We start from the raw sequence: 26,079 nt of genomic DNA, 5'->3' as shown, positions 1-26,079 counted from the left end.
ACCGAGACATCGTCTGACTGGAGCCGACGGAGCGCCCCGTCCGCGGACGCGGCGCTCCGTCGGCTCCAGTCAGACGATGTCTCGGTGGTGCTGGAGATTCCGCCCCGCTTTGGTCTGAACCTCCGCCGGGGCTCCGGCCCCGAGGTGCTGGCGCAGGTGGACGGCGCCATGACCTTCCGTGGCGACACCGTCGAGCAATACGTCCAGGGGGTCCACAACCGGATGCTCCGGGATCCCGCGAGCGGCTTCCACTCCGCCAGCGCGCAGGAATCCACGGCCAACATCGAAGAGCGCTACCTCTACAACCCCACCTTCAAGAGCATCTACTCCATCGTGCCGAGCGTCCCGGCGCTGCTGCTGCTGCTCATCCCGGCCATCCTCATGACGGTCAGCATCGTGCGTGAGAAGGAGCTGGGGTCCATCATCAACTTCTATGTCACGCCCACGGGGAGGCTGGAGTACCTGCTTGGAAAGCAGCTGCCCTACGTGGTCATCGGCATGGCCAACTTCTTCATCCTGACCGCGCTGGCGCTGGTCGTCTTCGGCGTCCCCATCAAGGGCAGCTTCCTGACGTTGGTGGTCTGCGCGCTGTTCTACGTCATGGCGACGACAGGCATTGGGATGGTGACGTCCACCTTCACCGGCAGCCAGGTCGCGGCCGTCTTCGTCACGGCCATCCTGACCATCGTGCCGACCATCCAGTTCTCCGGCCTGTTGCAGCCGGTCTCCACGCTCCAGGGTGGGGCCAAGGTCGTCGGCTCCATCTGGCCGGCCACCTATTACATGCACGCCAGCCTGGGCGCCTTCACCAAGGGACTGGGCGCGGGCCTCATCATGAGGGACGTCGCCTTCCTGGCCGTGTGCGTCCCCCTCCTTCTGGCCATCAGCGTCCTCGGCCTGAGAAAGCAGGAGAAGTAGCAGTGAACTCGCTGCTGAACATCCTGTGGCTCGGGCTCAAGGAAATCCGCAGCCTGCTCAGCGACGCGGTGCTGGTCGTGTTCGTCGTCTATGCGTTCACCCTGGCCATCTACGTCCAGGCCACGGGGACCTCCAGCGAGGTGAACAACGCGTCGATTGCCTTCGTCGACGAGGACGGGTCCGCGTTGTCCAAGGAACTGCTCAACGCGTTCTATCCGCCCCGCTTCAAGTCGCCGGAGGTCATCACCGAGGATGCCATCCAGCCGGACATGGACCGGGGCCGGTTCATGTTCGTCGTGGTGATTCCGCCGCGCTTCGAGCACGACCTGCGCGCGGGGCGCAATCCGGACGTCCAGCTGAACATCGACGCGACCGCCATGCAGCAGGCGGGCATCGGCTCCGGCTACATCAAGAACATCCTCAACGACCGCATCTCGTCCTTCCTCAAGCGCACGGAGCAGACGGGACCGAAGCCCGTCAACCTCATCGTCCGCAAGCTCTTCAACCCCAACGGGGTGTCGTCCTGGTTCAAGAGCGTAGTGGCCATCATCAATCAAATCACCCTGCTGACGGTCGTCCTCACGGGCGCGGCGGTCATCCGCGAGCGCGAGCACGGAACGCTGGAGCACCTGCTGGTGATGCCGCTGACGTCGTTCGAGATCGCCATGGCGAAGGTCTGGGCCAACGGCCTGGTGATTCTCGTCGCGACCGGGGCTTCGCTGTTCCTGGTCGTGCACCTGGCGCTGAAGGTGCCGTTCGCCGGCTCGGTGGTGCTGTGGTTCGTCGGCGTCGTGCTCTACCTGTTCTTCGCCACGGCGCTCGGAATCTTCCTGGGGACCATCTCCCGCTCGATGGCGCAGTTCGCGCTGCTCATCATCCTGGTGGTCCTGGTGCTGATGCTGCTTTCCGGCGGGAGCACGCCCGTGGAGAGCCAGCCGAAGTGGCTGCAATACGTCACGTACCTCCTGCCTGCCCGGCACTTCGTCAGCTTCTCGCAGGTCATCATCTACCGCGGCGGAGGGCTGTGGGCCGTCTGGCGCCAGTTCCTGATGGTGAGCGCGGTGGGCGTGGGCTTCTTCGTCTACAGCCTGGCGCTGTTCCGGAAGTCCATCGCGGTGAGCAAGTAGGGCCATCGGAGAGATGGAAGACGGGCCCGGGGAGGCCCTATCCTCCGGGCGATGAGACTGCTCCCCCGACTCCACCTCTTCGAGTTCCTCGACCAGTCGTGGCTGCCCGCGCCGCTGCGCCGTGGCGAGGTCGACTACCTGCACGTCGTGCTCGACAAGACGCGCCCCTACGACTCCGTGGCCCCCCAGCTGGCGGATCTGCTGCGCATGTCCGGCACGAACCGCATCATCGACCTGTGCTCGGGAACGGGAGGACCCTGGCGCACCCTGCTCCCAGCGCTGCGCCGGGTGCACGGTGAGGCGGAGGTGGTCCTCACCGACCTCCACCCCACCCCGGTGCCGGAGCTGCCCGAGGGCGTGCGGTACCAAGACACTCCGGTCGACGTCATGCACATCCCGGAGGAGCTCACCGGGTTGCGCACCCTGTTCGAGGGATTGCACCACTTCCGCCCGAAGCAGGCGAAAGCCCTCCTCGCGGACGCCGCCACGCGCGGCGTTCCCATCGCGGCCTTCGAGCTCACACAGCGCTCGCTGCTGTACGTCCTCTTCCAAATCCTGCTCATCATCCCCCTGGTATGGGGCTTCACCCTGCTCATCCGGCCCAGGCAGTGGTGGCGGCTGGTCCTCACCTACCTGGTGCCCATCATCCCCCTGCTCATCCTCTGGGATGGCGTGGTGTCGTCGCTGCGGACCTACACACCGGAAGACCTCGAGGAGCTGACGGAGGGGCTCGATAACGACGGGTACAAGTGGCACCACGGCGTTCATCGGGTGAATGGAATGAGCATCACCTACCTCATCGGACTGCCTCGCCGCCGGCCGTGAGTCAGAACCCAGCCATGGACAATCAAAACAGGTAAAAACGTCAAAACACTCCTACCTCCTCCCGGTGCCCCTTGGAAGGCAAAGCTTCGCAACCCACCCTCCGTCCGCGGTGAACCGGAAGGAGAAGCAATGCATGCAAGGAATTGGTGTGCCCTGCTGTGGTTGGGTCTGGCAGGGGTGGGCTGTGGGGGAGTGCCGGAGGATGCGCTGTCGGGTGGGCCTTCGTCAGCGGAAGCCCTCCCCGTGGCCACGGTGGAGGACGACTCCCGCGAGGTGACCGCCCAGGCGTGCCCCCCTGGGGTGGCGGCCCGGGTGGCGGCCATCACGCCCCCGGGGTTCGCGGGCTTCATGGGGGAGCTCACGAACGTCCAGGGGACGCTCTACTTCGTCACCTCCGCCTTCGACACCGGTTCGTTCCTGTGGCGCAGCGACGGCACGGAGATGGGAACCGTCCCGCTGAAGGCGTTTCCGGGCCCCCCCGGCGTCTATCAGCCCCAGAGCCTCGTCGCGGTGGGCAACAAGCTCTTCTTCCAGACCCGCACCGACACCACCGGCATGGAGCTCTGGATCAGTGACGGAACGGCGGGTGGGACCCGGCTGGTCAAGGACATCACTCCCGGCTCGGAAGGCTCCGGGCTGACCAATGCCACGGAGCTCAATGGCCGCCTGGTGTTCTTCCGCTGGGTGCCGCTGCCGGGAGGTGGGGCCAGGCCGGAGCTGTGGCGGTCCGACGGAACGGCCGCCGGCACGCTGCGGGTGCGGAGCTTCACCAGCACCCTGGACCTGGGCAATGACACCTTGAAGGTCGGCAACGCGTTGCTCTTCGTGTTCTCCGAGGACACGGGCACCACGCTGTGGCGCACCGATGGCACGCTGGCCGGGACCACCTCCGTCAAGCGGCTGGACGCGGGGCCCACCTACCTCACGGACGTGAGCCGCCCGGGTGAGCAGCCGTTGTTCATCCTGGAGGACGGCCCCAACTTCGAGGTGTGGAAGACGAATGGCACCGCCGCGGGAACCATTCGCCTGGACGCCTTCGGAAAGCGGGTGAACCTGCTCGGGACGCTGGGCGCGAATGTCTATCTGACGTCCGTGGAGAATTCAGACCCGGCCCGGCTGCGCATTGATCGGCTCTCGTTGAACGGCGGTGGCAAGACGAAGGTCATCACCCTGCCCAACCCGTACGCGCCCGGCGAACTCGCGTATCCCGTACTCCAGACGGCGGTGATCTCCGGCATCGACATCTACTTCACCATGGCCATCGAAGCCGACCACCCTGGGCCATTGGAGGTGTCGCTGTGGGCGACGAATGGGACAGCCGCGGGGACCCGCAAGCTCTTCGACAGCCCTGGTCCGGACTACGAGGACCGCTTTCCTGTGTTCGCCACCGGCACGGGCCAGGTCCTGTTCGGCGGCACGCCGGAGCAGGGCAGTCCCGCCTTCCCCTACTTCACCCGGGGCTCCGTGGCGACGCAGGGCCGGCTGGCGGACATCCACTCTCCGGACTCGTTCACTCGCGTGGGCAATCGCATCTTCTTCACCGCCGTCAACGGCGCCGACGAGGGTCAGCTGTGGTCCGTGCCGGCCACCTTCAGCTGCCCGCCAGGGCTGACCGGCCCGAGGGAGTAGGCAGGGACGACGCCGGGGCGCAGGGGCAGCCCCGGCGTTGAGGTACACTCCGGCAATCACTCGCTAGACGGCCCCGTACAGCGGCTTCGCCTCGACGGCGGTCCGCCAGCTCGCGACCCGGTCTCGCGACACTCCTACCTCCTTGGGATGCCTCTTGGAACGCAAAGCCTCGCAACCCACCCTCCGCGCGTCGTGGACCGGGAGGTGTGGACATGCATGCAAGGAATTGGGGCACCCTGCTGTGGTTGTGTCTGGCAGGGGTGGGCTGTGGGGGATTGCAGGGAGATGAGCTGTCGGGTGGGCCTGGGCCTTCGCCAGCGGAGGCCCTCCCCGTGGCCACGGTGGAGGACGACTCCCGCGAGGTGACCGCCCAGGCGTGCCCTCCTGGGGTGGCGGCCCGGGTGGCGGCCATCACGCCCCCGGGTTCCGCGGGCTTCATGGGGGAGCTCACGAACGTCCAGGGGACGCTCTACTTCGTCACCTCCTCCTTCGACACCGGTTCGTTCCTGTGGCGCAGCGACGGCACGGAGGCGGGAACCGTCCCGCTGAAGGCGTTTCCGGGGCCGCCGGGCGTCTATCAACCCCAGAACCTCGTCGCGGTGGGCAACACGCTCTTCTTCCAGACCCGCACCGACACCACCGGCATGGAGCTCTGGAGCAGTGACGGGACGGCGGGTGGGACCCAGCTGGTCAAGGACATCACGCCCGGATCGGAAGGCTCCGTGATGACCAACGCCACGGAGCTCAATGGCCGCCTGGTGTTCTTCCGCTGGGTGCCACTGCCGGGAGGAAGGGCCGGGCCGGAGCTGTGGCGGTCCGACGGAACGGCTGCCGGCACGCTGCGGGTGCGGAGCTTCACCAGCACCCCGGACCTGGGCAACGACACATTGAAGGTCGGCAACGCGTTGCTCTTCTTCATCTCCGAGGACACGGGCACCACGCTGTGGCGCACCGACGGCACGCGGGCCGGGACCACCTCCGTCAAGCGGCTGGACGCGGGGCCCACCTACCTCACGGACGTGAGCCGCCCGGGTGAGCCTCCGTTGTTCATCCTGGAGGACGGCCCCGACTTCGAGGTGTGGAAGACGAATGGCACCGCCGCGGGGACCGTTCGCCTGGAAGCCTTCGGCAGGCGGGTGAGCCTGCTCGGGACTCTGGGGGCGTATGTCTATCTGACGTCCGTGGACAATCCGGTGACGAAGCGGCTTCGCATCGACCGGCTCTCCCTGAGCGGCGGTGGCAAGACGGGGATCACCACCCTGCCCAACCCCTACGGTTCCGACGAGTACGCTTATCCCGCCGTGCGGACAGCCGTGGTCTCCGGCAGCGACATCTACTTCTTCATGAGCATTGGAAGCGACGCCCCCGTATCCAGGGACGTCTCGCTGTGGGCGACGAATGGAACGGCCGCGGGGACCCGCCAGCTCTTCGACAATCCCAATGTGGAGTACGGGTACCGCTACCCGCTGTTCGCCACCGGCAAGGGTCAGGTCCTGTTCGGCGGCGCGCCAGACCCCATCGGGCCCGTCTTCCCCTACTTCACCCGGGGCTCCGTGGCGACGCAGGGCCGGCTGGCGGACATCCACTTTCCGGGCTCGTTCACCCGCGTGGGCCATCGCATCTTCTTCACCGCCCTTGATGACGCCGAGGAGGGCCAGCTGTGGGCCGTGCCGGCCACCTTCAGCTGCCCGCCAGGGCTGACCGGCGCAGGGGAGTAGGCAGGGACGGCGCCGGGGCGCTGAGCCGCCCCGGCGTTGAGGTACACTCCGGCGCTCACGCGCTGGAATGCCATCCGACCTGCTCGAAATCTCCGACCTCATCGTCGACTACGACGTCGCGACGCTCCAGCCCAGGCCGGTGTCGCGCGAAGCCGTCGTGGCCCGGCTCATGGCGAACGGGCAGCGGTCCGCCGCGCGGTTCGTGCAGCGGCTTCCCTCGTCCAACGACACGCTCGACTTCGAGGCCTGCAGCCTGGCCCTCCTGCGCGCCCACATCGAGCTGCAGCGGCTGAGCGAGGAGTTCCTTCAGGCGGACCGCATCCGCTGCGTACTGCTGCCCCTGTTGCAGGCGCTGCGCGACTCCGGCGTGAAGCCTCCGCTGCGCATCGTCGATGTCGGCTGCGGGCTTGGCTACGCAGTCCGCTCGCTCGCGGCGCATGGGCGGCTGGGACGCGACGTCGAAATCATCGGCTGTGACATGAATGTGACGCTGATTGAGAACGCCCGGCGGCTCGCGGAAGAGGAATCCCTCTCATGCGAGCTCCGGGTCGCGAACGCGTTCCAGTTGGAGCAGCCCGGACACATCTTCATCTCCACGGGCGTCCTGCATCACTTTCGCGGGAACGACCTGAGCGCGTTCTTCGCCGGCCAGCGGCAGGGGCACGCCTTCGTGCACTACGACATCCAGCACTCGGTGCTCTCGCCCTGGGGCTCGTGGATGTTCCACCAGGCCCGCATGCGGGAGCCGCTCGCGCGCCACGATGGCGTGGTCTCCGCACGGCGCGCCCATCCCACGCAGACCCTGCTGTCGGCGGCCAGGGCTGCCACGGGGTTCACCTGCGCGTCCCTGGACGGGGCCCGGAACCTCCTCGGCGCCGTGCTCCGGCCCATGAGCGCCACGGTGGGAACGCGCGCGGACCTGTGGGAACCGCTCCAGCGCCACCTGGGCCCGCTGCGCGCACGGCTGGGACCCACTTCATGAACGCTGGCCTTCCGGTGCTGCTCGCGCTGCTCGCCGTCACCGACGCCTCGTTCTGCGGCTTCCGGGTGGCCGCGGGCCGCGATGCCCGCATCTTCAAGGCCGACTACTACCGGGCCGCCATCCGCCGGGGGATGGGGCGGGGGCTCTTCACGACCGCGCTGGTGGGTGCCGGCATCGCCGGGGCCTGCCTGTTCTCACCGGGTCTGTTCCCCCAGCTGCTCGTCTGCGCGCAGGCGATCCTCTGGGTGCTCCTGCCGTACGCCACCCTGACGCTGATGGGCATGGGTGTCTGGGCCGCCGCGGAGGCCGACGTGCGGACGCTCGCGAGCGTGGTGGTCCTGGGGCCGTTCACGCTGATCCGCCCCTGGGTCATCGCCACGGCGGCCGTCGTCGGCGCGTGGAAGGCGCCGGGCTTCACCGCCGCGCTCGTCACGGTCGCGGCGTGCGGCGTCCAGCTCGCGCTCGAACCCTGGCTGAACGCAGGCATGCGGCCCCGGCTTCCTGTCGGTGGGTCCGGTGAGACCGTGAAACACAAAGCCACACGTGCTTCCTGACACTTCCGGGGGCCCTGCCCTGCCCTGCCTTGCCCGCTCCTCCGTCCCTTTCTAGGATTCAGGGCTCCGCTGATCTTCCCCTCATCCCCTGGAGTCCTCACCATGCGGTACACGCGCAAGAACATCTCCGAGCTGCTCGACACCGTGCAGGGCAACCCCGACGTGACGGGCTTCTGGACGTCCACGGTCGGCGGCTACACGTACAACATCACCCCGTCGGCGGGCGGCTACATCTACCAGGACATCTACAACCCGAATCACCGGATGTGCGAGGACGGTGGCCAGGTCGTCATCGAGGACCGGTCCCAGGTGGGCTGCTACTAGCGCCCCGCTTCGCCGTCTCCCCACGCCACTCCCGGAGCACTCCCATGCGTTACACGTGCAAGAACGTCAGTGACCTGTTGAACGAGGTGCAGGGCAGCCCGGATGTCCAGGGCTTCGGCACCTCCACCTTCGCCGGCTCCACCTGGAACCTGGTTCCCTCCTTTGGCGGCGGCGCTGTCTGGCAGAACTACTGGACCTACCAGTGGACCTGCGAGGACGGCGGCACCGTCACCGCCGAGGACCGCTCCACGTTCGGCTGCTATTAGCCTGCGGCCCTCGCCTTCCCTTCCGCCGTTCCAACCCGCCACACGGAGGTCCCCGATGCGATTCACGCGCAAGGATGTCTCGGAGCTGCTGGAGCAGGTCAACGGAGGCCCGGACGTCCAGGGCTTCGCCACGTCGAACTTCTCCAGCACCACGTACACGCTCGTCGCCTCGGGACCGGGAACGGTCTGGCAGGACCTCTACAACTCGGCCCACCGGCTGTGTTCCGAGGACGGCGCGACGTCCCCCTCCGAGGACTGCGGCGGCGGCGCCTAGCCTCGCGGTCCGCTGTGCCTTCCCCGCTTCCCCCCGTCTCGCGGTCCCCTCATGAACACGCGCCTTACCCTGATCCTCAACACCCACATGCCGCAGGTGTTGGGCGAAGGGTCCCTCTTCGATGAGCCGGAGAACTGGCTCTTCGAAGCGCTGACGGAGACGTACATCCCGCTGTTCCGGATGTTGGAGCGCTGGGACGCCCAGCGCTTCGCCGGCACGCTGGTGATGTCCTTCACCCCGTGCCTCTTCGAGCAGCTCGTCGCCTGCGAGGAGCGCTACACCGGCTACCTCCAGCTGCTGAAGCGCATCGCCACGCGCGAGCTGGAGCGCACGTCGCGGTTGGAGCTCTACAACCGCTACGAGAAGTTCCCCCAATCCCTGTCGGACGAATCGCTCGCACGGGTCCACCGCACCGCGGGCATGTACCTGCGCCGCGTGGAGGACAGCCTCGCGTTCCTGCGCCAGCACAGCCTGCGGGACGTGTTCGCCTCGCTGGGACGCTCACGGGCGTCCAACGTGCAGCTGTGGACGTCCACGCCGCAGCACAACTTCCTGCCCTTCTTCCAGCCCGCCGTCGCGGACCGGCTGGTGGCGCGGGGCGTGGAGTCCTTCCAGGACCTCTTCGGCCGCGAGCCGGACGGCCTCTGGCTGCCCGAGTGCGCCTTCCAGCCGGGGCTGGAGCGCGTGCTCACGCGCCATGGCATCCGCCGCACCGCGCTCAGCCTGACGGGCATTGGCGCGTCCCAGGCCCAGGACCCCAGCGGCGTGTTCCGCCACGAGGACCTGGAGGTGATGGTCCACGACTACCGCATCGGGCTGTACCTGTGGAAGTCGCCCGAGTCCACGTTCCCCGCGCACCCGGTGTACCGCGAGTTCTTCCGGGACGTGGGCTTCGACGTGCGGCCTGAATACTTCGAGGAGATGGGCGTGCCCGTGCCCGCGAACAAGCGGGGGCACATGTGGACGGGCCTCAAGTACCAGGCGGTGACGGGGCAGAAGGTCGACCTGGGCCAGAAGGCGCTCTACGACGTGGACGCGGCCCGCACCCAGGTGAAGCAGCACGTGCGCGAGTTCTGGGAGCTGTTGGACTCGCGCCGCTCGCTCGTCCAGGACGGGCAGACGTTCGTGCTCGCGTTCGACACGGAGCTGTTCGGCCACTGGTGGCACGAAGGCATCGAGTGGCTGGAGGGCGTCATGCAGCCCGCCGCGCCCGTCGAAATCCAGGCCGCCACGCCGCCGCCCACGCCGCCGTCGCTGCCCCGGCTCTACTATTCGACGTGGGGGCGCGACTTCTACAGCGAGCACTGGCTGACGCCTGGCAACGCGTGGATGTACGCGCTCATCAAGCTGGTGGAGGCGCAGCTGCCGGAGCCGGTGGACGCGGAGACGCGCGAGACGTGGCGCCGCTTCGAGGTCTTCAGCGGCAGCGACCTGCTCTTCATGATTCCGGACCCGACGCAGCGGGACCGGGCGAGGGCGCTGTTCCTCGCGCGCTACGCGGACGTCGTGTCGCGGCTGAAGGACTTCTCCTCCGAGCTGCTCACGTCCTTCCCGGTGGACCCCTTCAAGTGCGTGCTCATCCAGGTGAGCAAGGCCGACGAGAAGGAGCAGCCGCCATTCCTGCTGCGCCGGCTGTCTCTGGAGGGCGTGAACACCGGAGCGCGCCGGGAGCTGACGCTGGACGCGGAGGTGCTGGAGGTCGCGGGCCTGCGCGTCGCGTTCCAGTACTTCCTGCTGCACCCGCAGGGCCGCTACGCGCTGCGCGTGGAGGGCTCCGAGCGCGAGCACGTCTTCCAGATGCCGGACTACGGCGTGCCGCTGCTCATCGCGCCGGACACCCGCACCTATCCCAAGTACGACCCGGAGGTGCTGTACCAGAAGCTGGGTGAGATCTGGGAGGGCGACCAGCGGCTGCCCCTCAAGATGAACCCCACGCTGCGCAGCCGCCACATGTACACGCGCGCGCAGGTGATGGAGGTGCTCGCGGGCAAGCGGACCGCCGTCTTCAAATACAACAAAGAGGGCTACGCGCTCTTGCGCTTCCGCGACCGGAGCCCGGCCCCGGCGTGCGTCGTCTTCGACGACACGGTGACGCTCAGCGACGCGGGCACGTACATCCAGGCGGGTGAGCTTTCCGTGCCCGTGGCGAACGACCCGGCGGCCATCGCGAGCCATGACTTCGACGCGGTGGTCTTCACCTGCTCGCTCAACTTCGAGACGGAGGTCCCGCACGTCCGCGCGCTGCTGGAGGTGGCCACGCGCAGGCGGCTGCCGGTGGTGTCGCTGTACGACGACATCCTCTATTACGACCTCTTCGACGGGCTGGAGCCGGACCCCCACCTCTTCTTCCGCGTAGCCGTGCCGGAGCAGGACGCGCTCGCGAAGCCGGGCCCAGAGGACTACGGGCCGCGCAACCTGCTGGGCGTCTTCGGCACGGACACGGTGCAGGGCAAGTTCACCACGCAGGTCTACCTGCGCGAGGCGCTGGCGAAGCACGTGCGCGTGCGCCACCACGCCACGGAGCCCACGGGCATCCTGCTGGGCTCCGACACGGGCTACTCGCGCGTGCTGCGTGTGGAGCCCCCGCAGCGGCTGGCGTTCGAGCGGCGGATCATGCAGGAGCTCGCGAACGACTGCGACCTGGTCATCACCGGCGGGCAGAACGGCCTGCTCTACGTGCCGGCGGGCATGGACAAACGGGCCAACGCCTCCACGCTCATCTACGAGACGTTCCTGCCGCGCCTGGTGGTGCTGACCGTAGCGGTGGATACGAAGCCGGAAGACGTCATCGCGACGCGCGAATATCTGGAGTCGCTGGCCCGCGAGCACAACGTGCCCTGCACGGTGGTGGGCCTGGCGATGATGGGCGGGCGCAAGCTTTTGGGCAGCCGCTGGACGGAGACGTGGTTCCTGGGCGTCCGGGACGAGGTGCTGGAGGAGGCGCGGCGGAAGATGGAGCAGCACACCGGCCTGCGCGTCCACGCCATTCCGGAGGAAGTGGACGCACTGGCGCGGAGCGTGCTCACGCACCTGTGATGGAAGCGGGCGGCGCGATGCAGGAAGAAGGGGCCCCCGGGCTGCGGCAGTCGGCGCGCTATCTCGCCGCGCTGCTGCGGCTCCTGCGTCCCGCGTGGGGCTCGCTCTTGAGGAGCGCGCTCCTGGGCCCGGTCATCACCGGGCTCTTGCTCATTCCGCCCTTCCTCACGCGGCTGTTGTTCGACCACGTGTCGTCCCCTCGGGACCTGGGGCTTCTGCACGTGCTGGTGCTGAGCATCCTCGCCGCGTCGGTGGCGGCGGCGCTCGTGGAGTCACTGTTCGGCTACTACTCCGCGTACCTCACGGTGAAGCTGGAGAGCTCCGCCACGCTCTATCTCTTCAACCACCTGCAGCACCTGCCGGACCGCTTCTTCTCCCGGCGTCAGGTGGGTGAGCTCACCAGCCGCTTCGACGACGCGAAGGCGGGCATGGCCCTGGTGCTGGGGTTGATCCGGCTCGTCTTCTCGCAGCTCACCTTCCTGGTCGTCATCCCCTTCACCCTGGCGTCGCTGCACTGGGAGCTGGCGCTGGCGGCCGTGGCCACGCTGCCCTTCGTGGTGGCGGTGCCGCTCGTCATCGGCCGCGCCATGGGGATGGCCTGGCAGGAGGTGATGGGCGTGCACGGCGCCCTCCAGGCGCTCCAGGTGGAGACGCTGCGGCAGAGCCGCACGACGAAGGTGCTGGCGCTGGAGCCGTTCATCTACCAGCGCGCGGCGGGGCTGATGCGGTCCGTGCTGCGGGCGCACCTGCGGGCCCACGGAGTGGAGGGGCTGATGCGGCTGTTCGAGCGCACGGTGGAGGCCGCGCAGACGGCGCTGTTCACCTGGCTGGGCTGGCGGCTCATCATCCAGGGGAAGCTGACGCTGGGCGGCTTCGTGGCCTTCGTGGCGTATGCCGCGTACCTGCGCGGGCCGGTCATCGAGGCCATCGGCTTCGTCACCGGCCTGCAGCAGCGAGGGGTCCACCTGCGCCGCTTCTTCGAGTACCTGCACGAGGCGCCGGAGCAGGACCCGGCCCGCTCGCTGACGCCGCCGGCTCCGCTGACCCAGCGGCTCTCTGGCGGGGTGGAGCTGGAGGACGTGTCCTTCGGCTACCTGCCCGGGCAGGACGTGCTGCGCGAGGTGAGCGCGCGCATCCGGCCTGGCGCGGTGGTGACCATCGTTGGCTCCAGCGGCTCCGGGAAGACGACGCTCGCGAGGATGCTGACGCGGCTGGAGGAGCCAGGTCGGGGGCGCGTGCTGTTCGACGGGAAGGACGCGCGGACGCTGGAGCTGTCCGACCTGCGCCGGCAGCTCGCGGTGGTGTGGCAGGACGTGGAGCTGTACCACGGCACCGTGCGCGACAACCTCACCCTGGGGCTCCCCGCCGTGAGCGAGGAGGACCTGCGGCAGGCCGTGCGGCTATGCGCGCTGGAGTCCGTCCTCGCCGCGCTGCCGCAGGGCTTCGACACGCCGGTGGCAGAGGCGGGCGCGAGCCTCTCCGGCGGACAGCGGCAGCGGCTGGCGCTGGCCCGGGCGGTCTTGCGCGACGCGCCCGTGCTGTTGTTGGACGAAGCCACCTCGCAGCTCGACGTGGAGACGGAGTCCGCCATCGTGCGGGCGCTGCTCGCGCGGGCCCGGGAGCGCGGACAGACGGTGGTGTTCATCACGCACCGGCTGGCCAACGCGCCCCTGGCCGACGAGGTGTGGATGCTCGCGGGAGGCCGGCTGGTGGGACAGGGGCCGCACACGGAGCTGCTCGCGCGCTGCGCGCCGTATCAGCGGCTGTTCCGTGCGGGCATGGGCGAGGCGGACGCCGCCTGACGCGGCGGAAAGGAAGGGTCCCGGTCATGGCGAACGAACTCCCACGCCCCACCGCGCAGCCGCTGCCCTCGCGGCTGCCGCTCCTGGAGGACCCGGACCACGCCGGCCTCTTCGTCGTGCGGCGCATTGGCACGCTCACGTTGCTGCTCATTTTGGTGCTCGGCGCGGGGATGGTGCTCGCGGGTTCGCTCGTGCACCTGACCGTGTCCGTTCCGGACGCCGTCCCGCCCCGCACGGAGTCCGTGTCGCTGGGCACCTATGTGTTCCGGCAGCTGAAGCTCTGGAGCCCTTCGCGGCAGGGAGGCACCTCGCCGTGAAGAAGGTGGGCATCATCGACAGCGGCGTGGAGGTGGCCTTCCTGCGCGAGCACGCGATGCACCTCGCGGGAGCGGCCACCTTCTCGCTCGACCTGGACGCGCAGGTGCTGGAGGCGCGCGCCTACGAACGGGAGGAGCTGGAGGCGTGGCGGGACGGCACGGGCACGCTGGACCTGGAGGACACGCATGGGCACGGCACGGCCGTCCTGAGCATCCTCTACGACCAGGTCCGTCCCTGGCCGGACGTGGAGGTCTACGTCGCTCGCGTCCTCGACCAGAACATCCGCGGACACTCGCTGTGCCTCGTGGAGGCGATGGGGTGGATGCTCGATGAGGTGGGCGTGGACGTGCTCAACCTGAGCCTGGGCACGACCCACCGCGCGCTGGAGGCGTCCATGCGGGAGGTCACGAACCGCGCGGCGGCACGGGGCGCCATCATCGCCTCCTCCGCAGGCGGCATGCCTACCCTGCCGGCGCAGCTGGAGTCCGTGGTGTCCGTGGGCGACCCCGCCCTCATGGAGCGCGTGGGCGCGGACGTGAAGGTGGACCACGTCGTGAAGGAGCGGGAGGTGAAGCTCTACATGGGCGGCCACTGGATGCAGGTGCCCATGACGACCAGCTTCGCCTGCGCGGTGGCGGTGGCCGAGGTGCTGCGCGAGGGACCGCCTCCGGGCTGGCGGCGCAAGCCCGGCTGAAGCACCTCACGGCGCGGATGCATCCTGGGTGGGCGGCGTCACCTCCATGGCCACGTCGCCCAGGTCCAGCACGTCACCGTCCTTCATCTTCAACGGCCGGCGCAGACGCCCCTGCGAAGGGCCGCCCAGGATGAGGAGGACGCGTTCGCCCGCGCGCACCCCGCCGAGGGAGAAGCGGCCCTCCGCGTTGGAGATGTGCTCCATCAAGGGCTCCTCCCCCTCGATGAAGACGAACGCGCCAGAGACGGGCGTCTTCGTGGCCGCGTCCACCACCCGGCCCCGAACGGTGCCGGAGGCCTCCAGGGGAATGTCCACTTCGAGCACCGCGCCCGTGGAGGGCGAAGCCGTGGTCTCGCCGATGGAGCCATCCACCGTGCGCGCCGTCAGCTTCACGGGGTCGGGCGGGACGTCGCGTAACTCGAAGCGGTCGCCGGAGAACTCGAAGGGGCCTTCGCCGTTGGGCAAGTAGCCCTTCTGGAGCCGGAGCGAGAGGGTGAAGCCGCGAACAGGCTCTCCCTTGCGCACCACGCGGCCGCGAAGGAAGGCCGAAGGCCTCAGCCGCACCACCACCTCCTTTTCGAGGGTGATGGGCACGGGCTCGCTCGATCGTCCTCCATTGCGCGCGACCAACAGCGCGCGGTCCGGGTGGGTGAACCCCGGTCGGAAGGAAACGGTGAAGCGCCCCTCCACATCCGTGGGTGTCATCGACAGGGGGACGCCCTTTCCTTCCGCGGCCGTGAGGGTGATGACGGCGTGGGGCGACGGCGAGCCATCCGGCTCCAGGACGACACCCCGGTACGCGCGCTCCTCGGGCGGCTCCTCCCAGATGAACTCGACCTGGGCCGTCCGTCCCACCTCCACGCGCACCTGCTCCTGCTTGCCCTGAACGAAACGACCGCGCGCCGCGAGCGTGGCCGTGTAGGCGCCGGCGGGAAGGGTCATCCGGAAGACCCCGTCCGCGCCCACGGCGGCACTGCCGAGGGTCATCCCCGTGGCCCCCGGCTGCCTGTCCGCCATGGCCGTCACCTCCAGCTGACCCTCCGAGAGGTCTCCACGGGCCGCGCGCACCCTGCCCTCGAGGGTCCCCGTGCCATCCAGGGTGAAGTCCGCCCGGGCCGTGCGGTTCTCCTCCACGGAGACGGTCTGGCGGATGCCCGCCGTCGTCCCATCCTGGCTCGCGGAGAGGGACAGGATGCCCGTGGCGATTCCCTCGAGCCGATAGTGGCCGTCCGCGTTCGTGCGGGCCTCGATGGAGCTCAACTCCATTCCCCGGCTCCAGCCGTTGACGCCGGAGATCCGGGCCGCGGCCACCGGCGCTCCGTTCCGGTCTCGCACCTGGCCCTCCACCGCGCCGGTGCCCGAGAGCTGAAGTTCCACGGGAAAGCGTTCGCCCTGCCTGACCGTCAGGCCCCGGCGCATGGCGGGTGAGTAGCCCGAGGCCGTGACCTTCGCGTCGTAGCCGCCGGGGGCAAGCCCCCGCACGAGGAAGTGCCCCTCCGCGTCCGACACGGCGACGCCGGGGTCCGCGTCCCCGCCGGAGCGGCTGACGTCGACGCGCGCTCCCTCCACCGGCTTGCGCGAAAGCGCCTCGACGACGCGGCCCTCCAGCACCGCGCCCGGTCCCAGCTGGATGCGCACGTCGCGCACGGTGCTGCCCGCGGCGCAGAGCACTGGCAGGTCAAGCGCGCCGGACTCCTCGCCGCGCCGCGCGGACAGGAGATGGGAGCCGGGCTCCACCTCCACGGAGAAGCCGCCCTGCGCACCCGTCGTCACCACCTGAGAGGCGCTGCCGCCGACCCGCACCTCGGCGTCCGCGGCAGGCAGGCCCTTCGAGTCCACGACGAAGCCCTCGATGACGCTCGCCAGCCGGAGCGCCAGCGTCAGCGGGCCTTCCGTGGGGATGAGCAGACGGCCCAGCACCAGGCGCGCGTAGCCGGGGGCGCGGGCCTCCAGCTTGTAGGTGGCCGGGGTGAGTCCGTCGATGCGGAAGTTCCCCCGCTCGTCGCTCGTGGCATAGACGCGCTCGTCGTCGGGAGCATCCGGGCGCTGCCAGGTCTCCAGGTCATGGGCGTGCGCCGTGAGGACGATCTCCACGAGCGGTAACGGTTCATTCGTTCCGCGCACCACCGTGCGGCCCGTGAGTGATTGCGCGGGCTCCAGGGAGATCCGCAGCGCCGTGCGCGACTCACCGAGCGGGCGGGACACGTCATGCAGCAGAGGGGTCCGGCCCGGAGCGCGCACCGCCACGAGATAGCGCCCGGGCCCGGAGGCAAGCCGGACGTGGCCTTGCGGATCCGTGACCCCAGAGCCCATCAGCGTCCAGGTGGATGCCCGCGCCCCCCGTGCGTAGAGCCGCACGGTGGTTCCGAGTGAAGGCTTTCCATCGGACAGCACCTCCACGTCCAGGATGCCATCCGCTTCGCTCGGGGACCGCGACGCCGGGAGCCCCTCCACGGGGGCGGAGCGCTCCGGCGTGGGCACAGGGTTCGAGGGGCGCTTGCGCGTCAGTGCGGCTTCCGCGTTGCCCTCCGGCGCGTCCGGTCCTCCAGAACGCAGCGCCCAGAACAGCACGAGGCCGCACGCGACCAGGACCGCCACTCCACCGATGAGCCACCTGCGCATGCCCGCCGTCCTCGCCCCCGCCTCCATGGGGCACATGGCCACCAGTATCCCCCGAAGCGGCGCGCGCGTCCCCGCACGGTGAAGCCGTCACGGGTGGAGCCGGCCTCCCGCGAGGAAGATGTACAGCACGCTCACGGCGCCCCCCACGAGCAGTCCCACCAGCAGCAGGATGAGCCAGGAGCTGACGGGCGCGGTGGGCCCCGCGATGGTCTGCGTCTTCCAGCGCTCGGTGTCGGCGGCCACGGCTTCCAGCTGCTGCTCCAGCCGCGCGATGTCTCCGTGCCTGGCGTCCAGTTCGGCACGGACCCGCGTGAGCTCGGCGTCGGCTTCAGTGCTGGGATTCTCCATGCGTTCCATGGGCGAAGCTCCTTGGGGCTACGGAACCGGGAAGGTGGGCGGAGGTCCGCTGTCCCACGCTGGCTTGTACGTGGGACTGGAGGCCTCCGGAGGCATCCTGCCGCCTCCCCAGACGACGGCCCACTGGAGCAACACCCCTCCCAGCACTACCCCCACCACGAACGCGACGATTCGATACTCCGAAGCCGGCCGGGGCTCCTTCACGGCCCGCGCCTGCCACTTGCGGGCCTCTCGGGAGCGCGCCTCCAGGGTCTGCTCCAACTCCTGCACCTTGCGCCGCGCGGCCGCCAGCTCCACCTGCGCGCGCTCAAGCTCGCTCCGGACCTCATGACCGGAGCGGCCGACCCCACCCTGGACGCGTTCCACGGACCGCACCTCCCCGTGCAGCGAGCCTACCGCAGGGCCCCGCCGTAGCGGGAATCCCTACCGGGCCACCGGCCGGAACCACGTGGGCTCGGAGCGGACCGTCGTGCCGCCCGTGAACATGCCTCCGGCGAAGAAGGCGTCCTCGAAGAAGTGGTACGGGTGGACGAGCTCCGGGCGGCTGACGGCCTCCAGCTTCGCGGCGAGCGCGTCGGGGATCCGCACGTCGAGCGCACGCAGGTTCGCCTCCAGCTGCTCCATCCGCGTCGCGCCGATGATGGTGGACGCCACGCCGGGCCGGCGCGTCACCCACGCGAGCGCCACCTGCGCGGGCGAGCGGTCCAGCTCCGTCGCCACCTCGCGCAGCACGTCCACGATGGCCCAGTTGCGCTCGGTGAAGAGCTTCTCGAAGCCCGGGTTGCCCCCGCCCTGGATGGATGGCAGCCGTCCCTCGCCCTTCGCATGTGTGCCCTCGCGGGTGTACTTGCCGGACAGGAGTCCCGACGCCAGCGGGCTCCAGGGCGTGATGGACGCGCCCAGCGCCAGCGCCGCGGGGATGTGCTCGCGCTCGATGAGCTGGCGCGGGAGCTGCTCCCCCGCCGCTGAAATGAGCCTGGCCGCTCGACTCCCGCTCGGGCAGGCGGGCATGCTGCGCGTCGCTGAGTCCCCTTCTCGTGGACTGTTATGGCGGAAGTCGGGCGGGTCCCACACCGAAAGGACAGGAACATGGCGCAGCACGGACAGCGTGTCGGTCTCTTCATGGCGCTCACGATGGCGGCGGCCCTGCTGGGCGCTCCCGCCCACGCGGCGAACACGGCGAAGAAGCCCAAGCCCTCCACTTCCGCGAAGGCGGACGCCGGAGTCGAAGACAAGGACGCGGGCACGGCCGCCACGCCGGAGAAGGACACCACCGCGTCCGAGGGCGCCGGCCGCTGCACGGGCAAGGCGAACTTCTGTGGCGTCTTCTCCCAGATGTACTGCAGCAGCCAGCCTGGATGTGCCTACATGTTCGGGTCCAATATGTGCGGCGGCGTGGCCATCGCGTGCGAGAAGGCCACCAACGAAGCGTTCTGCAAGAAGATCAAGGGCTGCTCCTGGAAGTAGCCCTCTCGCACTGCCGGGGGACTCCATGCCGAAGCGCGAATTCGACGAGGGCATCGACACCGCGACCCTCCCCCGCATCTCCATCCTGTTCATCCCCTTCGACGCGGCGAAGAAGTTCTACAAGGCCAACACCGCCAAGGGCGTGAAGGGGCTGAGCGCGACGCTGGATGACACGGGGGCGCGGGTGGACGGGGCGAACCTCGCGAACCCGCTCGTCCCCAGCATGGCCTCCAGCGCGTTCCTGCAGGGGCCGGACATCGCAGCGAAGCTCGCTGACATCGTGGAGCAGGAGTGCGACCTCATCCGCAACATGCACGTCCGCGACGCCGACTATGACGACAACCTCCAGTCATGGTTGGCGAGCAACGGCCCCCAGGCGGCGGACACGTCCCAGTGGAGCGACCGGCGCAAGAGCCGCATCGAGCGGAACCTGCGCGGCTACAAGCACTACCCCGTCTTCATCTTCCTGTCGGAGAACCCCACGGGCTCGCCCTTCCCGGACCGCATCGACGTCCCGGGCCTGGGCATGTCCTACGTGCGCAAGCACCTCATCGACGACGCGACGGTGAAGGGCATCAAGCACGTCAACGAGATTTCCCTCTACCTGCGCGAGGACATCGACGGGCAGTTGGACAACGTGAAGGAAGACGGCTTCTACCTGGAGGCCACCACGCTCACGCGGAAGACGGCGTCCATCCAGACGAAGCTGAAGTCCAAGGACGAGTACATCCTCAAGGTGACGCTCGGGAACCGGTATGGCTATTCGGTGACGGTGGCCGGGGTGCACCTGCGCGCGTCGCTGACGGGCTCCAACCCGCACGAGCGGCAGGTGGAGCGCAATGCCTTGCAGGCCCTCTGCAAGACCGAGGGCATCCAGGTGATGGTGGGGGACTTCAACATGGACCTCCAGGAGACGGCCCAGGGCAGCCGGGGCGTCTTCTTCGACGGCCGGCCGGAGACGCAGCCCACGTACATGCTGGCCCACAAGAGCAGCGAGGCCATCCCGCTCTTCCAGCAGCAGTATTCGAACTCCGCCGGCAACGCCCACTACATGGGCTACTACCAGGCGGACACGGAGCACCTGGAGCTGTCCGGTCCCGGCATGTTCGGCCTGATGGGCGCCAGCGGCTCCCGGCACCTGAAGTCCGAGGGCAAGTACTACTCGGACCATCCGTCCATCTACCTGCAGGTGAAGTCCACGCGCCTGACCGACGAGGCGCGGGACAAGATCTTCCGCCGGAAGATCTTCCGCATCGTGAAGCCCAAGCAGTAGGGCTCCGTTCGCGTCAGTACACGTAGGGCGTTTTGCGCGCCCACTCCGTCTTGCCGTATTGCTTGTGGAGGTACGCGAAGGCCTTCTTCGCCTCCGGGGTGTTCTGGCCGCAGCCCCGCTTGCTGGAGCGGACCGCGCGGAACAGCGCGATGGGCGAGCGCGGATCCTCCGGGTGCGCCTTCGCCCAATCCAGCGCCACGCCGGAGAAGAAGGCCACGGAGGAGCCCGCCTCGTTGAGGGCCTTCCACTCCGCGGCGGCGTCCGCCCGCTCCTCTTGGCTCGCGAACGGGAGCGGCGTCTTCAGCGGATCCTCCAGGTTCTTCGGCCCCGGCACGCACCAGCCGTTGCGGTACCAGCTCAGGTCCTCGGTGAGGTCCAGCTTCGGGGAGGCGTTGGCCAGCCGGTCCCTGGCGGGCTCCAACCTCGCGGAGACGACCGGCAGTCCCATGATCAACAGCCGCGCGTCGAACTGGCGCTCCTCCGCCGTGGGCCGCGCCACGATGGCCAGCAGCTCCGCGCGGGCCTTGGGCTCCGTCTCAGCGAGCGTGGTCGCCTGGGCCTTGAGCATGGCGTCATCCCCCACCACCGCGGCGCGGGCGAACACGGCCCACGACAGCTGCCGGCGCAGCTCGGGGGTCAACGACGGAAGCGCGGCCCACTCGCGCAACCGGCGCGTGGGGACGTGGGACTCCAGGAAGGTGGCCCGCGCGGCGCTGAGTCCCATGGGTGCGCTGCCGTCCTGCTGGGGGGCCAGGACGGACTCCTCCACCAGGAACTGGGCCGCGTTGCGCAGGGCCTCGTCCCAGCCGTTCGCCAGGTGCAGCCGCTCCTCTCGCAAGGCGTTGTCCGTGGAGAGCTGGTCGCGCACCTGCTCCGGGGGAATGGCGTCCAACCGCGCCCGGGCCTCCGCCAGCTGTCCCCGCTCCCGCAGCAGCTGCACGGAGCGCCACGCGAGCGTCATGCCCGCGGGAGACTCCACCGGCACCTTCCCCGCGTCCGCGAGCAGCGTGGACACCTCCGGCGAGTCCGCGCGGGCCGACAGCAGCGCGAGCACGAGCCAGGGCTGATTCCCGGACTTCTTCCAACGGGCCACGGCGGTGCCGTAAGCCTTCGCGGGCCACGGCGCCTCCGGAGCACCGGGCTCCTCGGTGATGGGGGTGGACATGAACCGGAGCCACTCGAAGAGCTCCGCCGCGCGAGGCTTCAGCCCTGGGCAGGTGACGGCGTTGCCCTCCGCGTCGGCCCCTAGAGAAAGGCCGGCCAGCTCCGACTCCAGTCCAGAGCCCGTCCCCTTCTCCAGCACCCGCGAGAACAGCTCGCACCGCCAGGTGGCCGGCGACAGGCGCAACCGCACGAGGGACAGCAGGCGCCGCGCGGGCCCGTGCACCTCGCGCAGCTTCGGATCCGCGAGCACCTTCTGGATGGCCTCCTCCGCCTTGGTGAAGCGCGCGAGCGATGCCTCGTCCACCTTGCGCACCTCGTAGTAGTCGTCCGGCTGTAGGAACAGCGCCTCGCGAACGCGGGTGCGGGCCACGAGGTACGCGGCGAGGACCCGGTAGGGCGAGTCCGCGGTGCTGGCGATGTTCTGGAGGGCCTCCGCCGCCGCGTCGAACTTCCCGCAGTACAGGTGCATGGCCGCGGCCTGGTAGTCGCGCTCGGCCTGTCTGCGCGTCTTCTCCCGGGGCGTCAGCGACTCCTCGATGCCCGGCGCCGGGTCGGCCAGGGTGCAACCCTTGCTGAAGACGTTGTCCTGGTTGCCCACCCACTCCTTCAGCAGGGCCGGACGCTGCTTCCATTCCTTCGCGAGCGCGCGGGCCGTGACCGCGGCGTGCAGGAAGGCATCACCGTGGATATAGGCGTCGTTGGAGGTGTACACCAACTGGTTGGCGTCCACCTGCGGCAGGTCCTTGGCGGGCACGACCTCCTGCCGGACGGCGGTCCATTGATCACGGGCCCAGCTCGGGTCGGGCCCATAGCGGCCCTCCGCGTCCGTCCAACCCACCACCAGGTGCTTCTGCTCATCCGCCGTGGTGGGGATGCCCATCATCGAGCGAAAGGCGAAGGCGAGGTACGGCGGGTCGAAGGTGCGGCGGAGGATGCCCAGGCGTCCGGCGGCGTAGTTGCTGAAGGGCCGGTCGGGATTGTCCACGACGGAGAAGCGGGGCGCGGGCCCGAAGTCGGGTCCGCAGGCATCGGCGATGACGGGAGGCAGCAGGACCGCGAGGCCCACGAGCCCCAGGACTGTTCTTGCGTTCTTCATGGTCGGGTCTCCGCCACGGCGCGAGCGAACGCATCGGGCGTCCACGGCCGGGGGTTGAAGAGATAGAGGGTCGAAACGCCGGGAGGCACGGGCTGCCACTCGTCCATGGCCAGGCCCATGCTGCCCGAGCACGGACGGGGCAGGCCGCGCGCGAACCGAGCACGCCAGACCGGCGCGTCCGGCCCCATGCGAAAGAGCTGCGGCACCACTTCATCCACGGGCGCGCGGGCAATCCAGCTGCCGGACACACACCACGACGCGAGCCCCGTGATGGACAGCGGCATCCCCGGAGGCAGGCGCGCGCGCAGCCGCTGGAGCATGTCGACGTAGGCGTCGTATTCCGAAGCGCGGGCATCGAAGTCGAGTTGCAACGCCGTCACGTCAGGGCGGCGTCGCGCGAGCGCATCCAGGCTCCCGGCCAGCGACTCCAAGCGCTCCGGACCGAAGCGCGCGAGCGAGCTTCCCGGAAGCATCTGCAACCGCACGGTGGCCTTCAACGAGACACCCAGAGGAACCCGGAGCGGCTGCCTGCGAGGCACCAGGTGCTCATCCTCGTCGGTGAGATCAATCGTCGCGAGCAGGAAGGCGACATCCACCGTGCGGCCTTCCAGGAAGCGCAGGTCCTCCGGCCGCTCCCACGCCCAGAGGACGAGCCGGGGCGGCGGAGACACCGCCGGCGGCATGGCCACGAACAGCGGCAGGCACAGCAGCGTGAGGACAGCAGTGGCCCGCAGGCCGCGCCGTGGGCCTTGTGCCGCGTGCGAATGAGACTGTTCGGGGAGCATCGCGGCCAGGAAGCCACGGCCGGGCACCCTGCCCAGCCGGCACTGCGACACATAGCAACCCACGCGCCACCCGGTCATCCACGCGCGCTTGCGCCTACGGCTCAGGTCGTCCCGGTCGTGGCGCGAACTCCGACGCAGCGGGTGCCGCGCCCACCGCCCGCCTCACTTCCCCGCCTTGACCCCCAGCATCCGCAGCGCCAGCTCCGCGTGCAGGTCCGCCAGCGCGTCCACATCCAGCGCGGGAGAGGGTTCGAACCAGTAGGGCAACCGCAACCCCATGGCGGAGATGGCCGCGGCGACGACGCCCGCGTTCGGCACGGAAAACATGCCCTGCGCGCGCCCCCGCTCGATGACCGCCATCAACAGCGCCGACGACTGCTCCCGCAGCGCCAGGGACGGCGCCGCCAGCTCCGGCGGCAGCGCATGGATTTCGTCGTTCACCACCACCGCCAGCTGCGGATGGGTCGCGTGCAGCTGCGTGTGCGCCCGGACCAGGGCCCGGAGCTGCTCCACCGGCTTCGCCCCCGCGCCGAGCAGCGCCGTGCGCAAGCCCTCGTGGTGCGCCTCGTGCCCCAGCCGCACCAGCTCCGCGAGCACGTGCTCCTTGGAGGGGAAGTGCGCGTAGAGCGCGCTGGGCCGCAGCTCCAGTTCCTTGGCCAGGTCCCGGATGGACGCGTCATGGAAGCCCCGGCTCGCGAAGAGCTGGAGCGCCGTCTCCAGGATGCGGCGACGCGTGCCGTCAGCCAGCGCCGAGGCCGGAAGCACCGCCTTGCGCGCACGAAGACGGGACGGGGATGAAGACGCCATGGGAGCCACCTTGAAAAACGAACGGTCGTTCAGCTACGGTTCCACCGACCCTGGAAGCGTAGTCCAACCCCTCTCTGAACGGTCGTTCACCCGACGATGCCCACGTTCTCCCTTCCCGACGGCGTCACCCTGCACCTCCAGGAGTCCGGCGAGGGAGCGCCCATCCTGCTCCTCCACGGGCTGGGTTCGTCCGGCAGCGACTGGGAAGCGGTGGCGCCCCGGCTGTCCGCGCATCACCGCGTGCTGGTGCCGGACGCCCGAGGCCACGGTCAGAGCGACAAGCCGGCGGGCGCGTATGGCGTGGCCCTCTTCGCGCGGGACATCGCCGCGCTGTGTGACGGGCTGGGGCTGAAGCAGGTGCACGTCGTCGGCCTGTCCATGGGCGGGATGATGGGCTTCCAGCTGGCGGTGGACCGGCCGGACCTGGTGCGCAGCCTGACCGTGGTCAACAGCGGGCCGGACATGGTCGCGCGCACGTTCCGCCGGAAGATGGAGTTCGCGGCGCGACTGCTGGTGTTGCGCCTGATGGGTCCCCGCGGGCTGGCGAAGCGCGTGGCCCCCAGGCTGTTCCCAAAGCCGGAGCAGGAGGCCCTGCGCCAACGGGCCATCGAATCCCTGGGCGCCAACGCGCCGGACGTGTACCTGCGCGCGACAAAGGGGCTCGTCGGATGGAGCGTCCAGGACCGGCTGAAGGACATCACCTGTCCCGTGCTCGTGCTGCACTCCGAACGGGACTACACGCCGCTGTCCACGAAGCAGGCCTACGTGGGCCAGCTCAAGGACGCGTGGCTCCAAGTGCTGACGGATTCCGGGCATGCCGCGCCCGTGGATCAACCCGGACAGGTCGCTGACGCGGTGGAGCGGTTCCTCCGGGAAGTCGAGTCACCCGGGCGCATGACGCGTCCTGGCTGAAGCAGGAGGCAGACACATGTCGGTGACTCGGAAGGTCCAGGCCATGTCTCGCATGGCGGTGGTGGTGTGCGCGCTGTTCGCCGTGTTGGGAACCACCCAGGCCCGCGCGGGAGAGTGGGTCCACGGCGTCTATTCGAACGTCTGGGGCACCCGGAGCTACCAGCTCTGGGTCCCCACCGGCTACCAGCCCGGTGAGCCGCTCCCGCTCGTCGTGGGGCTGCATGGCTGTCTTCAGAACCCGGACCAGTTCGCGGGCCTGTCGCGGCTGAACGCGAAGGCGGACGCGGAGAAGTTCCTGGTGCTCTATCCCAATCAGGCGATGTTCGCGAACGGCACCCAATGCTGGAACTTCATGTTCTCCTCCAACCAGGAGCGAGGCATTGGCGAGCCGTCGATCATCGTCGGCATGGTGGACCAGGTGAAGAGCCACTACGCGGTGGACTCGCGCCGCGTCTACCTGGGCGGCGTCTCCGCGGGCGCGGTGATGACCAGCATCCTGATGGCCTGCTACTCGGATGTGTTCACCGCGGGCATGGTGGGCGCGGGCGCCATGTACAAGGCGGCCACCACGGCGTCCGGCAGCCTCTATGCCATGACGTTCGGCAGCATCTATTCGCCGGATGACCGGGGCTATGACGCGTGGGCGTGCTCGGGCAAGCCGCGCCGGAAGGTGCCGGTGCTCGTGGTGCACGGCACGTCCGACGACGTCGTCAATCCCGTCAACGGACAGCAGACCGCACGCCAGTTCGTCCAGACGAACGACTACGGCGACGACGGCTCCAACAACAACAGCGTGTCCAACACCCCGGCCCGGACGACGTCCGCTGTTTCACCGGGAGGCCGCAAGTACACCGTGAGGGATTACGTCTCCAATGGCGTGCTCCTGGTGCAGCACATCGAAATCCAGGGCATGGGTCACGCATGGCCCGGCGGTGACGGCGCCTTCCCGTTCGCGGACCCGGCGGGTCCCGACGGAACCACCATCATGTGGGACTTCTTCAAACAGCACTCCCGCTGAAGGGGCGCGGTCCGTCCGGCGGCTCCCGGACTACCCGGGAAGACGTGGACAGCCCATCCGCCGACATGTTGAGCTTGGGTCAAAGGCATCCATCGCCCGTACGCCCGAGAC

At 69.3% G+C, this 26,079-nt stretch carries 25 protein-coding genes; 18 read left to right on the top strand and 7 right to left on the bottom strand.

Translation table 11 applies throughout. The features are described 5' to 3' along the window. The 14 genes from D7V77_RS14030 to D7V77_RS13965 form a co-directional block, all read left to right on the top strand. The coding region (locus tag D7V77_RS14030; protein WP_147452065.1) for an ABC transporter permease at nt 1-918 on the top strand (918 nt) is incomplete at its 5' end. Between the two features lie 2 nt (nt 919-920). Beyond that, nucleotides 921-2,045, top strand: a complete 1,125-nt coding sequence (locus D7V77_RS14025) for an ABC transporter permease (protein ID WP_120576784.1) — start codon at nt 921-923, stop codon at nt 2,043-2,045. 51 nt (nt 2,046-2,096) lie between these two features. Beyond that, on the top strand, nt 2,097-2,870 hold the full coding sequence (locus tag D7V77_RS14020) for a hypothetical protein (protein ID WP_120576783.1): 774 nt from the start codon (nt 2,097-2,099) through the stop codon (nt 2,868-2,870). 129 nt (nt 2,871-2,999) lie between these two features. Beyond that, nucleotides 3,000-4,499 (top strand): hypothetical protein, encoded by a 1,500-nt coding sequence (locus D7V77_RS14015; RefSeq protein ID WP_120576782.1) that lies wholly within the window; start codon nt 3,000-3,002, stop codon nt 4,497-4,499. 212 nt (nt 4,500-4,711) lie between these two features. Beyond that, nucleotides 4,712-6,217 (top strand): hypothetical protein, encoded by a 1,506-nt coding sequence (locus tag D7V77_RS14010; protein ID WP_120576781.1) that lies wholly within the window; start codon nt 4,712-4,714, stop codon nt 6,215-6,217. A gap of 67 nt (nt 6,218-6,284) precedes the next feature. Then, nucleotides 6,285-7,199, top strand: a complete 915-nt coding sequence (locus tag D7V77_RS14005) for a class I SAM-dependent methyltransferase (protein ID WP_120576780.1) — start codon at nt 6,285-6,287, stop codon at nt 7,197-7,199. Beyond that, on the top strand, nt 7,196-7,753 hold the full coding sequence (locus D7V77_RS14000) for a hypothetical protein (RefSeq protein WP_147452064.1): 558 nt from the start codon (nt 7,196-7,198) through the stop codon (nt 7,751-7,753). Before D7V77_RS14005 ends, D7V77_RS14000 begins: the two co-directional genes overlap by 4 nt. Before the next feature lie 102 nt (nt 7,754-7,855). Then, nucleotides 7,856-8,077: a hypothetical protein gene (locus tag D7V77_RS13995; protein WP_120566677.1), complete on the top strand. Its 222-nt coding sequence runs from the start codon at nt 7,856-7,858 to the stop codon at nt 8,075-8,077. 44 nt (nt 8,078-8,121) lie between these two features. Beyond that, nucleotides 8,122-8,343 (top strand): hypothetical protein, encoded by a 222-nt coding sequence (locus tag D7V77_RS13990; protein ID WP_120576778.1) that lies wholly within the window; start codon nt 8,122-8,124, stop codon nt 8,341-8,343. Between the two features lie 55 nt (nt 8,344-8,398). Next, nucleotides 8,399-8,617, top strand: coding sequence for a hypothetical protein (locus D7V77_RS13985; protein WP_014394285.1), 219 nt, complete (start codon nt 8,399-8,401; stop codon nt 8,615-8,617). 51 nt (nt 8,618-8,668) lie between these two features. After that, nucleotides 8,669-11,653, top strand: coding sequence for a DUF1611 domain-containing protein (locus tag D7V77_RS13980; RefSeq protein ID WP_120576777.1), 2,985 nt, complete (start codon nt 8,669-8,671; stop codon nt 11,651-11,653). Nucleotides 11,654-11,670: 17 nt separating this feature from the next. Then, nucleotides 11,671-13,455 carry a peptidase domain-containing ABC transporter gene (locus D7V77_RS13975; protein ID WP_158624400.1) on the top strand — a complete coding sequence of 595 codons (1,785 nt, stop codon included), beginning with the start codon at nt 11,671-11,673 and terminating at the stop codon, nt 13,453-13,455. Nucleotides 13,456-13,481: 26 nt separating this feature from the next. Continuing rightward, nucleotides 13,482-13,772, top strand: a complete 291-nt coding sequence (locus D7V77_RS13970) for a hypothetical protein (protein WP_120576775.1) — start codon at nt 13,482-13,484, stop codon at nt 13,770-13,772. Continuing rightward, nucleotides 13,769-14,467, top strand: a complete 699-nt coding sequence (locus D7V77_RS13965) for a S8/S53 family peptidase (protein ID WP_120576774.1) — start codon at nt 13,769-13,771, stop codon at nt 14,465-14,467. Before D7V77_RS13970 ends, D7V77_RS13965 begins: the two co-directional genes overlap by 4 nt. Nucleotides 14,468-14,473: 6 nt before the next feature. On the opposite strand, the gene D7V77_RS13960 is transcribed toward D7V77_RS13965, so the two are convergent. The 4 genes from D7V77_RS13960 to D7V77_RS13945 all read right to left on the bottom strand — a co-directional run bounded on the left by D7V77_RS13960 (nt 14,474) and on the right by D7V77_RS13945 (nt 18,457). Next, nucleotides 14,474-17,089 (bottom strand): carboxypeptidase regulatory-like domain-containing protein, encoded by a 2,616-nt coding sequence (locus D7V77_RS13960; RefSeq protein WP_158624399.1) that lies wholly within the window; start codon nt 17,087-17,089, stop codon nt 14,474-14,476. A gap of 87 nt (nt 17,090-17,176) precedes the next feature. Then, on the bottom strand, nt 17,177-17,446 hold the full coding sequence (locus D7V77_RS13955) for a hypothetical protein (protein ID WP_120576772.1): 270 nt from the start codon (nt 17,444-17,446) through the stop codon (nt 17,177-17,179). A gap of 18 nt (nt 17,447-17,464) precedes the next feature. Continuing rightward, nucleotides 17,465-17,812, bottom strand: a complete 348-nt coding sequence (locus D7V77_RS13950; protein WP_120576771.1) for a hypothetical protein — start codon at nt 17,810-17,812, stop codon at nt 17,465-17,467. A gap of 57 nt (nt 17,813-17,869) precedes the next feature. Beyond that, nucleotides 17,870-18,457 (bottom strand): aldo/keto reductase, encoded by a 588-nt coding sequence (locus D7V77_RS13945; RefSeq protein WP_233596978.1) that lies wholly within the window; start codon nt 18,455-18,457, stop codon nt 17,870-17,872. Between the two features lie 78 nt (nt 18,458-18,535). Here D7V77_RS13945 and D7V77_RS13940 point away from each other — a divergent pair, with 78 nt between their 5' ends. After that, nucleotides 18,536-18,913, top strand: coding sequence for a hypothetical protein (locus tag D7V77_RS13940; protein ID WP_120576770.1), 378 nt, complete (start codon nt 18,536-18,538; stop codon nt 18,911-18,913). A 25-nt stretch (nt 18,914-18,938) separates the two neighbouring features. Continuing rightward, entirely contained in the window at nt 18,939-20,186 is a 1,248-nt protein-coding gene (locus tag D7V77_RS13935; protein WP_120576769.1) for a hypothetical protein, read from the top strand. Between the two features lie 13 nt (nt 20,187-20,199). Here D7V77_RS13935 and D7V77_RS13930 read toward each other — a convergent pair whose 3' ends face one another. From D7V77_RS13930 to D7V77_RS13920, 3 genes are all read right to left on the bottom strand, one after another. Further along, nucleotides 20,200-22,446, bottom strand: a complete 2,247-nt coding sequence (locus D7V77_RS13930) for a hypothetical protein (protein WP_120576768.1) — start codon at nt 22,444-22,446, stop codon at nt 20,200-20,202. Then, nucleotides 22,443-23,309, bottom strand: coding sequence for a DUF3142 domain-containing protein (locus tag D7V77_RS13925; protein ID WP_233596977.1), 867 nt, complete (start codon nt 23,307-23,309; stop codon nt 22,443-22,445). Before D7V77_RS13925 ends, D7V77_RS13930 begins: the two co-directional genes overlap by 4 nt. Before the next feature lie 84 nt (nt 23,310-23,393). Beyond that, entirely contained in the window at nt 23,394-24,038 is a 645-nt protein-coding gene (locus D7V77_RS13920; RefSeq protein ID WP_120576767.1) for a TetR/AcrR family transcriptional regulator, read from the bottom strand. Between the two features lie 96 nt (nt 24,039-24,134). Between D7V77_RS13920 and D7V77_RS13915 the strand changes: the two genes are divergently transcribed. Together D7V77_RS13915 and D7V77_RS13910 are read left to right on the top strand one after the other, a co-directional pair. Then, nucleotides 24,135-24,950 (top strand): alpha/beta fold hydrolase, encoded by an 816-nt coding sequence (locus D7V77_RS13915; RefSeq protein WP_120576766.1) that lies wholly within the window; start codon nt 24,135-24,137, stop codon nt 24,948-24,950. 16 nt (nt 24,951-24,966) lie between these two features. Beyond that, nucleotides 24,967-25,968, top strand: a complete 1,002-nt coding sequence (locus D7V77_RS13910) for a PHB depolymerase family esterase (protein WP_120576765.1) — start codon at nt 24,967-24,969, stop codon at nt 25,966-25,968. The last annotated feature ends 111 nt before the right edge of the window (nt 25,969-26,079 follow it).

This window comes from Corallococcus sp. CA041A (assembly GCF_003612075.1).
GTDB lineage: Bacteria > Myxococcota > Myxococcia > Myxococcales > Myxococcaceae > Corallococcus > Corallococcus exiguus.
Note: the sequence above shows the minus strand (reverse complement) of the source record. Positions and strands in the feature narration are given on the sequence as shown.

What these genes read in the sequence shown, in the direction of transcription:
- D7V77_RS13910 (WP_120576765.1), top strand. Translation starts at nt 24,967, where the DNA reads ATGTCGGTGACTCGGAAGGTCCAGGCCATGTCTCGCATGGCGGTGGTG.
- D7V77_RS13975 (WP_158624400.1), top strand. Translation starts at nt 11,671, where the DNA reads ATGCAGGAAGAAGGGGCCCCCGGGCTGCGGCAGTCGGCGCGCTATCTC.
- D7V77_RS13945 (WP_233596978.1), bottom strand. Translation starts at nt 18,457, where the DNA reads ATGCCCGCCTGCCCGAGCGGGAGTCGAGCGGCCAGGCTCATTTCAGCG.
- D7V77_RS13925 (WP_233596977.1), bottom strand. Translation starts at nt 23,309, where the DNA reads ATGACCGGGTGGCGCGTGGGTTGCTATGTGTCGCAGTGCCGGCTGGGC.
- D7V77_RS14005 (WP_120576780.1), top strand. Translation starts at nt 6,285, where the DNA reads ATGCCATCCGACCTGCTCGAAATCTCCGACCTCATCGTCGACTACGAC.
- D7V77_RS13930 (WP_120576768.1), bottom strand. Translation starts at nt 22,446, where the DNA reads ATGAAGAACGCAAGAACAGTCCTGGGGCTCGTGGGCCTCGCGGTCCTG.
- D7V77_RS13995 (WP_120566677.1), top strand. Translation starts at nt 7,856, where the DNA reads ATGCGGTACACGCGCAAGAACATCTCCGAGCTGCTCGACACCGTGCAG.
- D7V77_RS13960 (WP_158624399.1), bottom strand. Translation starts at nt 17,089, where the DNA reads ATGCGCAGGTGGCTCATCGGTGGAGTGGCGGTCCTGGTCGCGTGCGGC.
- D7V77_RS13935 (WP_120576769.1), top strand. Translation starts at nt 18,939, where the DNA reads ATGCCGAAGCGCGAATTCGACGAGGGCATCGACACCGCGACCCTCCCC.
- D7V77_RS13920 (WP_120576767.1), bottom strand. Translation starts at nt 24,038, where the DNA reads ATGGCGTCTTCATCCCCGTCCCGTCTTCGTGCGCGCAAGGCGGTGCTT.
- D7V77_RS13955 (WP_120576772.1), bottom strand. Translation starts at nt 17,446, where the DNA reads ATGGAACGCATGGAGAATCCCAGCACTGAAGCCGACGCCGAGCTCACG.
- D7V77_RS13980 (WP_120576777.1), top strand. Translation starts at nt 8,669, where the DNA reads ATGAACACGCGCCTTACCCTGATCCTCAACACCCACATGCCGCAGGTG.
- D7V77_RS13970 (WP_120576775.1), top strand. Translation starts at nt 13,482, where the DNA reads ATGGCGAACGAACTCCCACGCCCCACCGCGCAGCCGCTGCCCTCGCGG.
- D7V77_RS13915 (WP_120576766.1), top strand. Translation starts at nt 24,135, where the DNA reads ATGCCCACGTTCTCCCTTCCCGACGGCGTCACCCTGCACCTCCAGGAG.
- D7V77_RS13985 (WP_014394285.1), top strand. Translation starts at nt 8,399, where the DNA reads ATGCGATTCACGCGCAAGGATGTCTCGGAGCTGCTGGAGCAGGTCAAC.
- D7V77_RS13990 (WP_120576778.1), top strand. Translation starts at nt 8,122, where the DNA reads ATGCGTTACACGTGCAAGAACGTCAGTGACCTGTTGAACGAGGTGCAG.
- D7V77_RS14015 (WP_120576782.1), top strand. Translation starts at nt 3,000, where the DNA reads ATGCATGCAAGGAATTGGTGTGCCCTGCTGTGGTTGGGTCTGGCAGGG.
- D7V77_RS14010 (WP_120576781.1), top strand. Translation starts at nt 4,712, where the DNA reads ATGCATGCAAGGAATTGGGGCACCCTGCTGTGGTTGTGTCTGGCAGGG.
- D7V77_RS13940 (WP_120576770.1), top strand. Translation starts at nt 18,536, where the DNA reads ATGGCGCAGCACGGACAGCGTGTCGGTCTCTTCATGGCGCTCACGATG.
- D7V77_RS14000 (WP_147452064.1), top strand. Translation starts at nt 7,196, where the DNA reads ATGAACGCTGGCCTTCCGGTGCTGCTCGCGCTGCTCGCCGTCACCGAC.
- D7V77_RS14020 (WP_120576783.1), top strand. Translation starts at nt 2,097, where the DNA reads ATGAGACTGCTCCCCCGACTCCACCTCTTCGAGTTCCTCGACCAGTCG.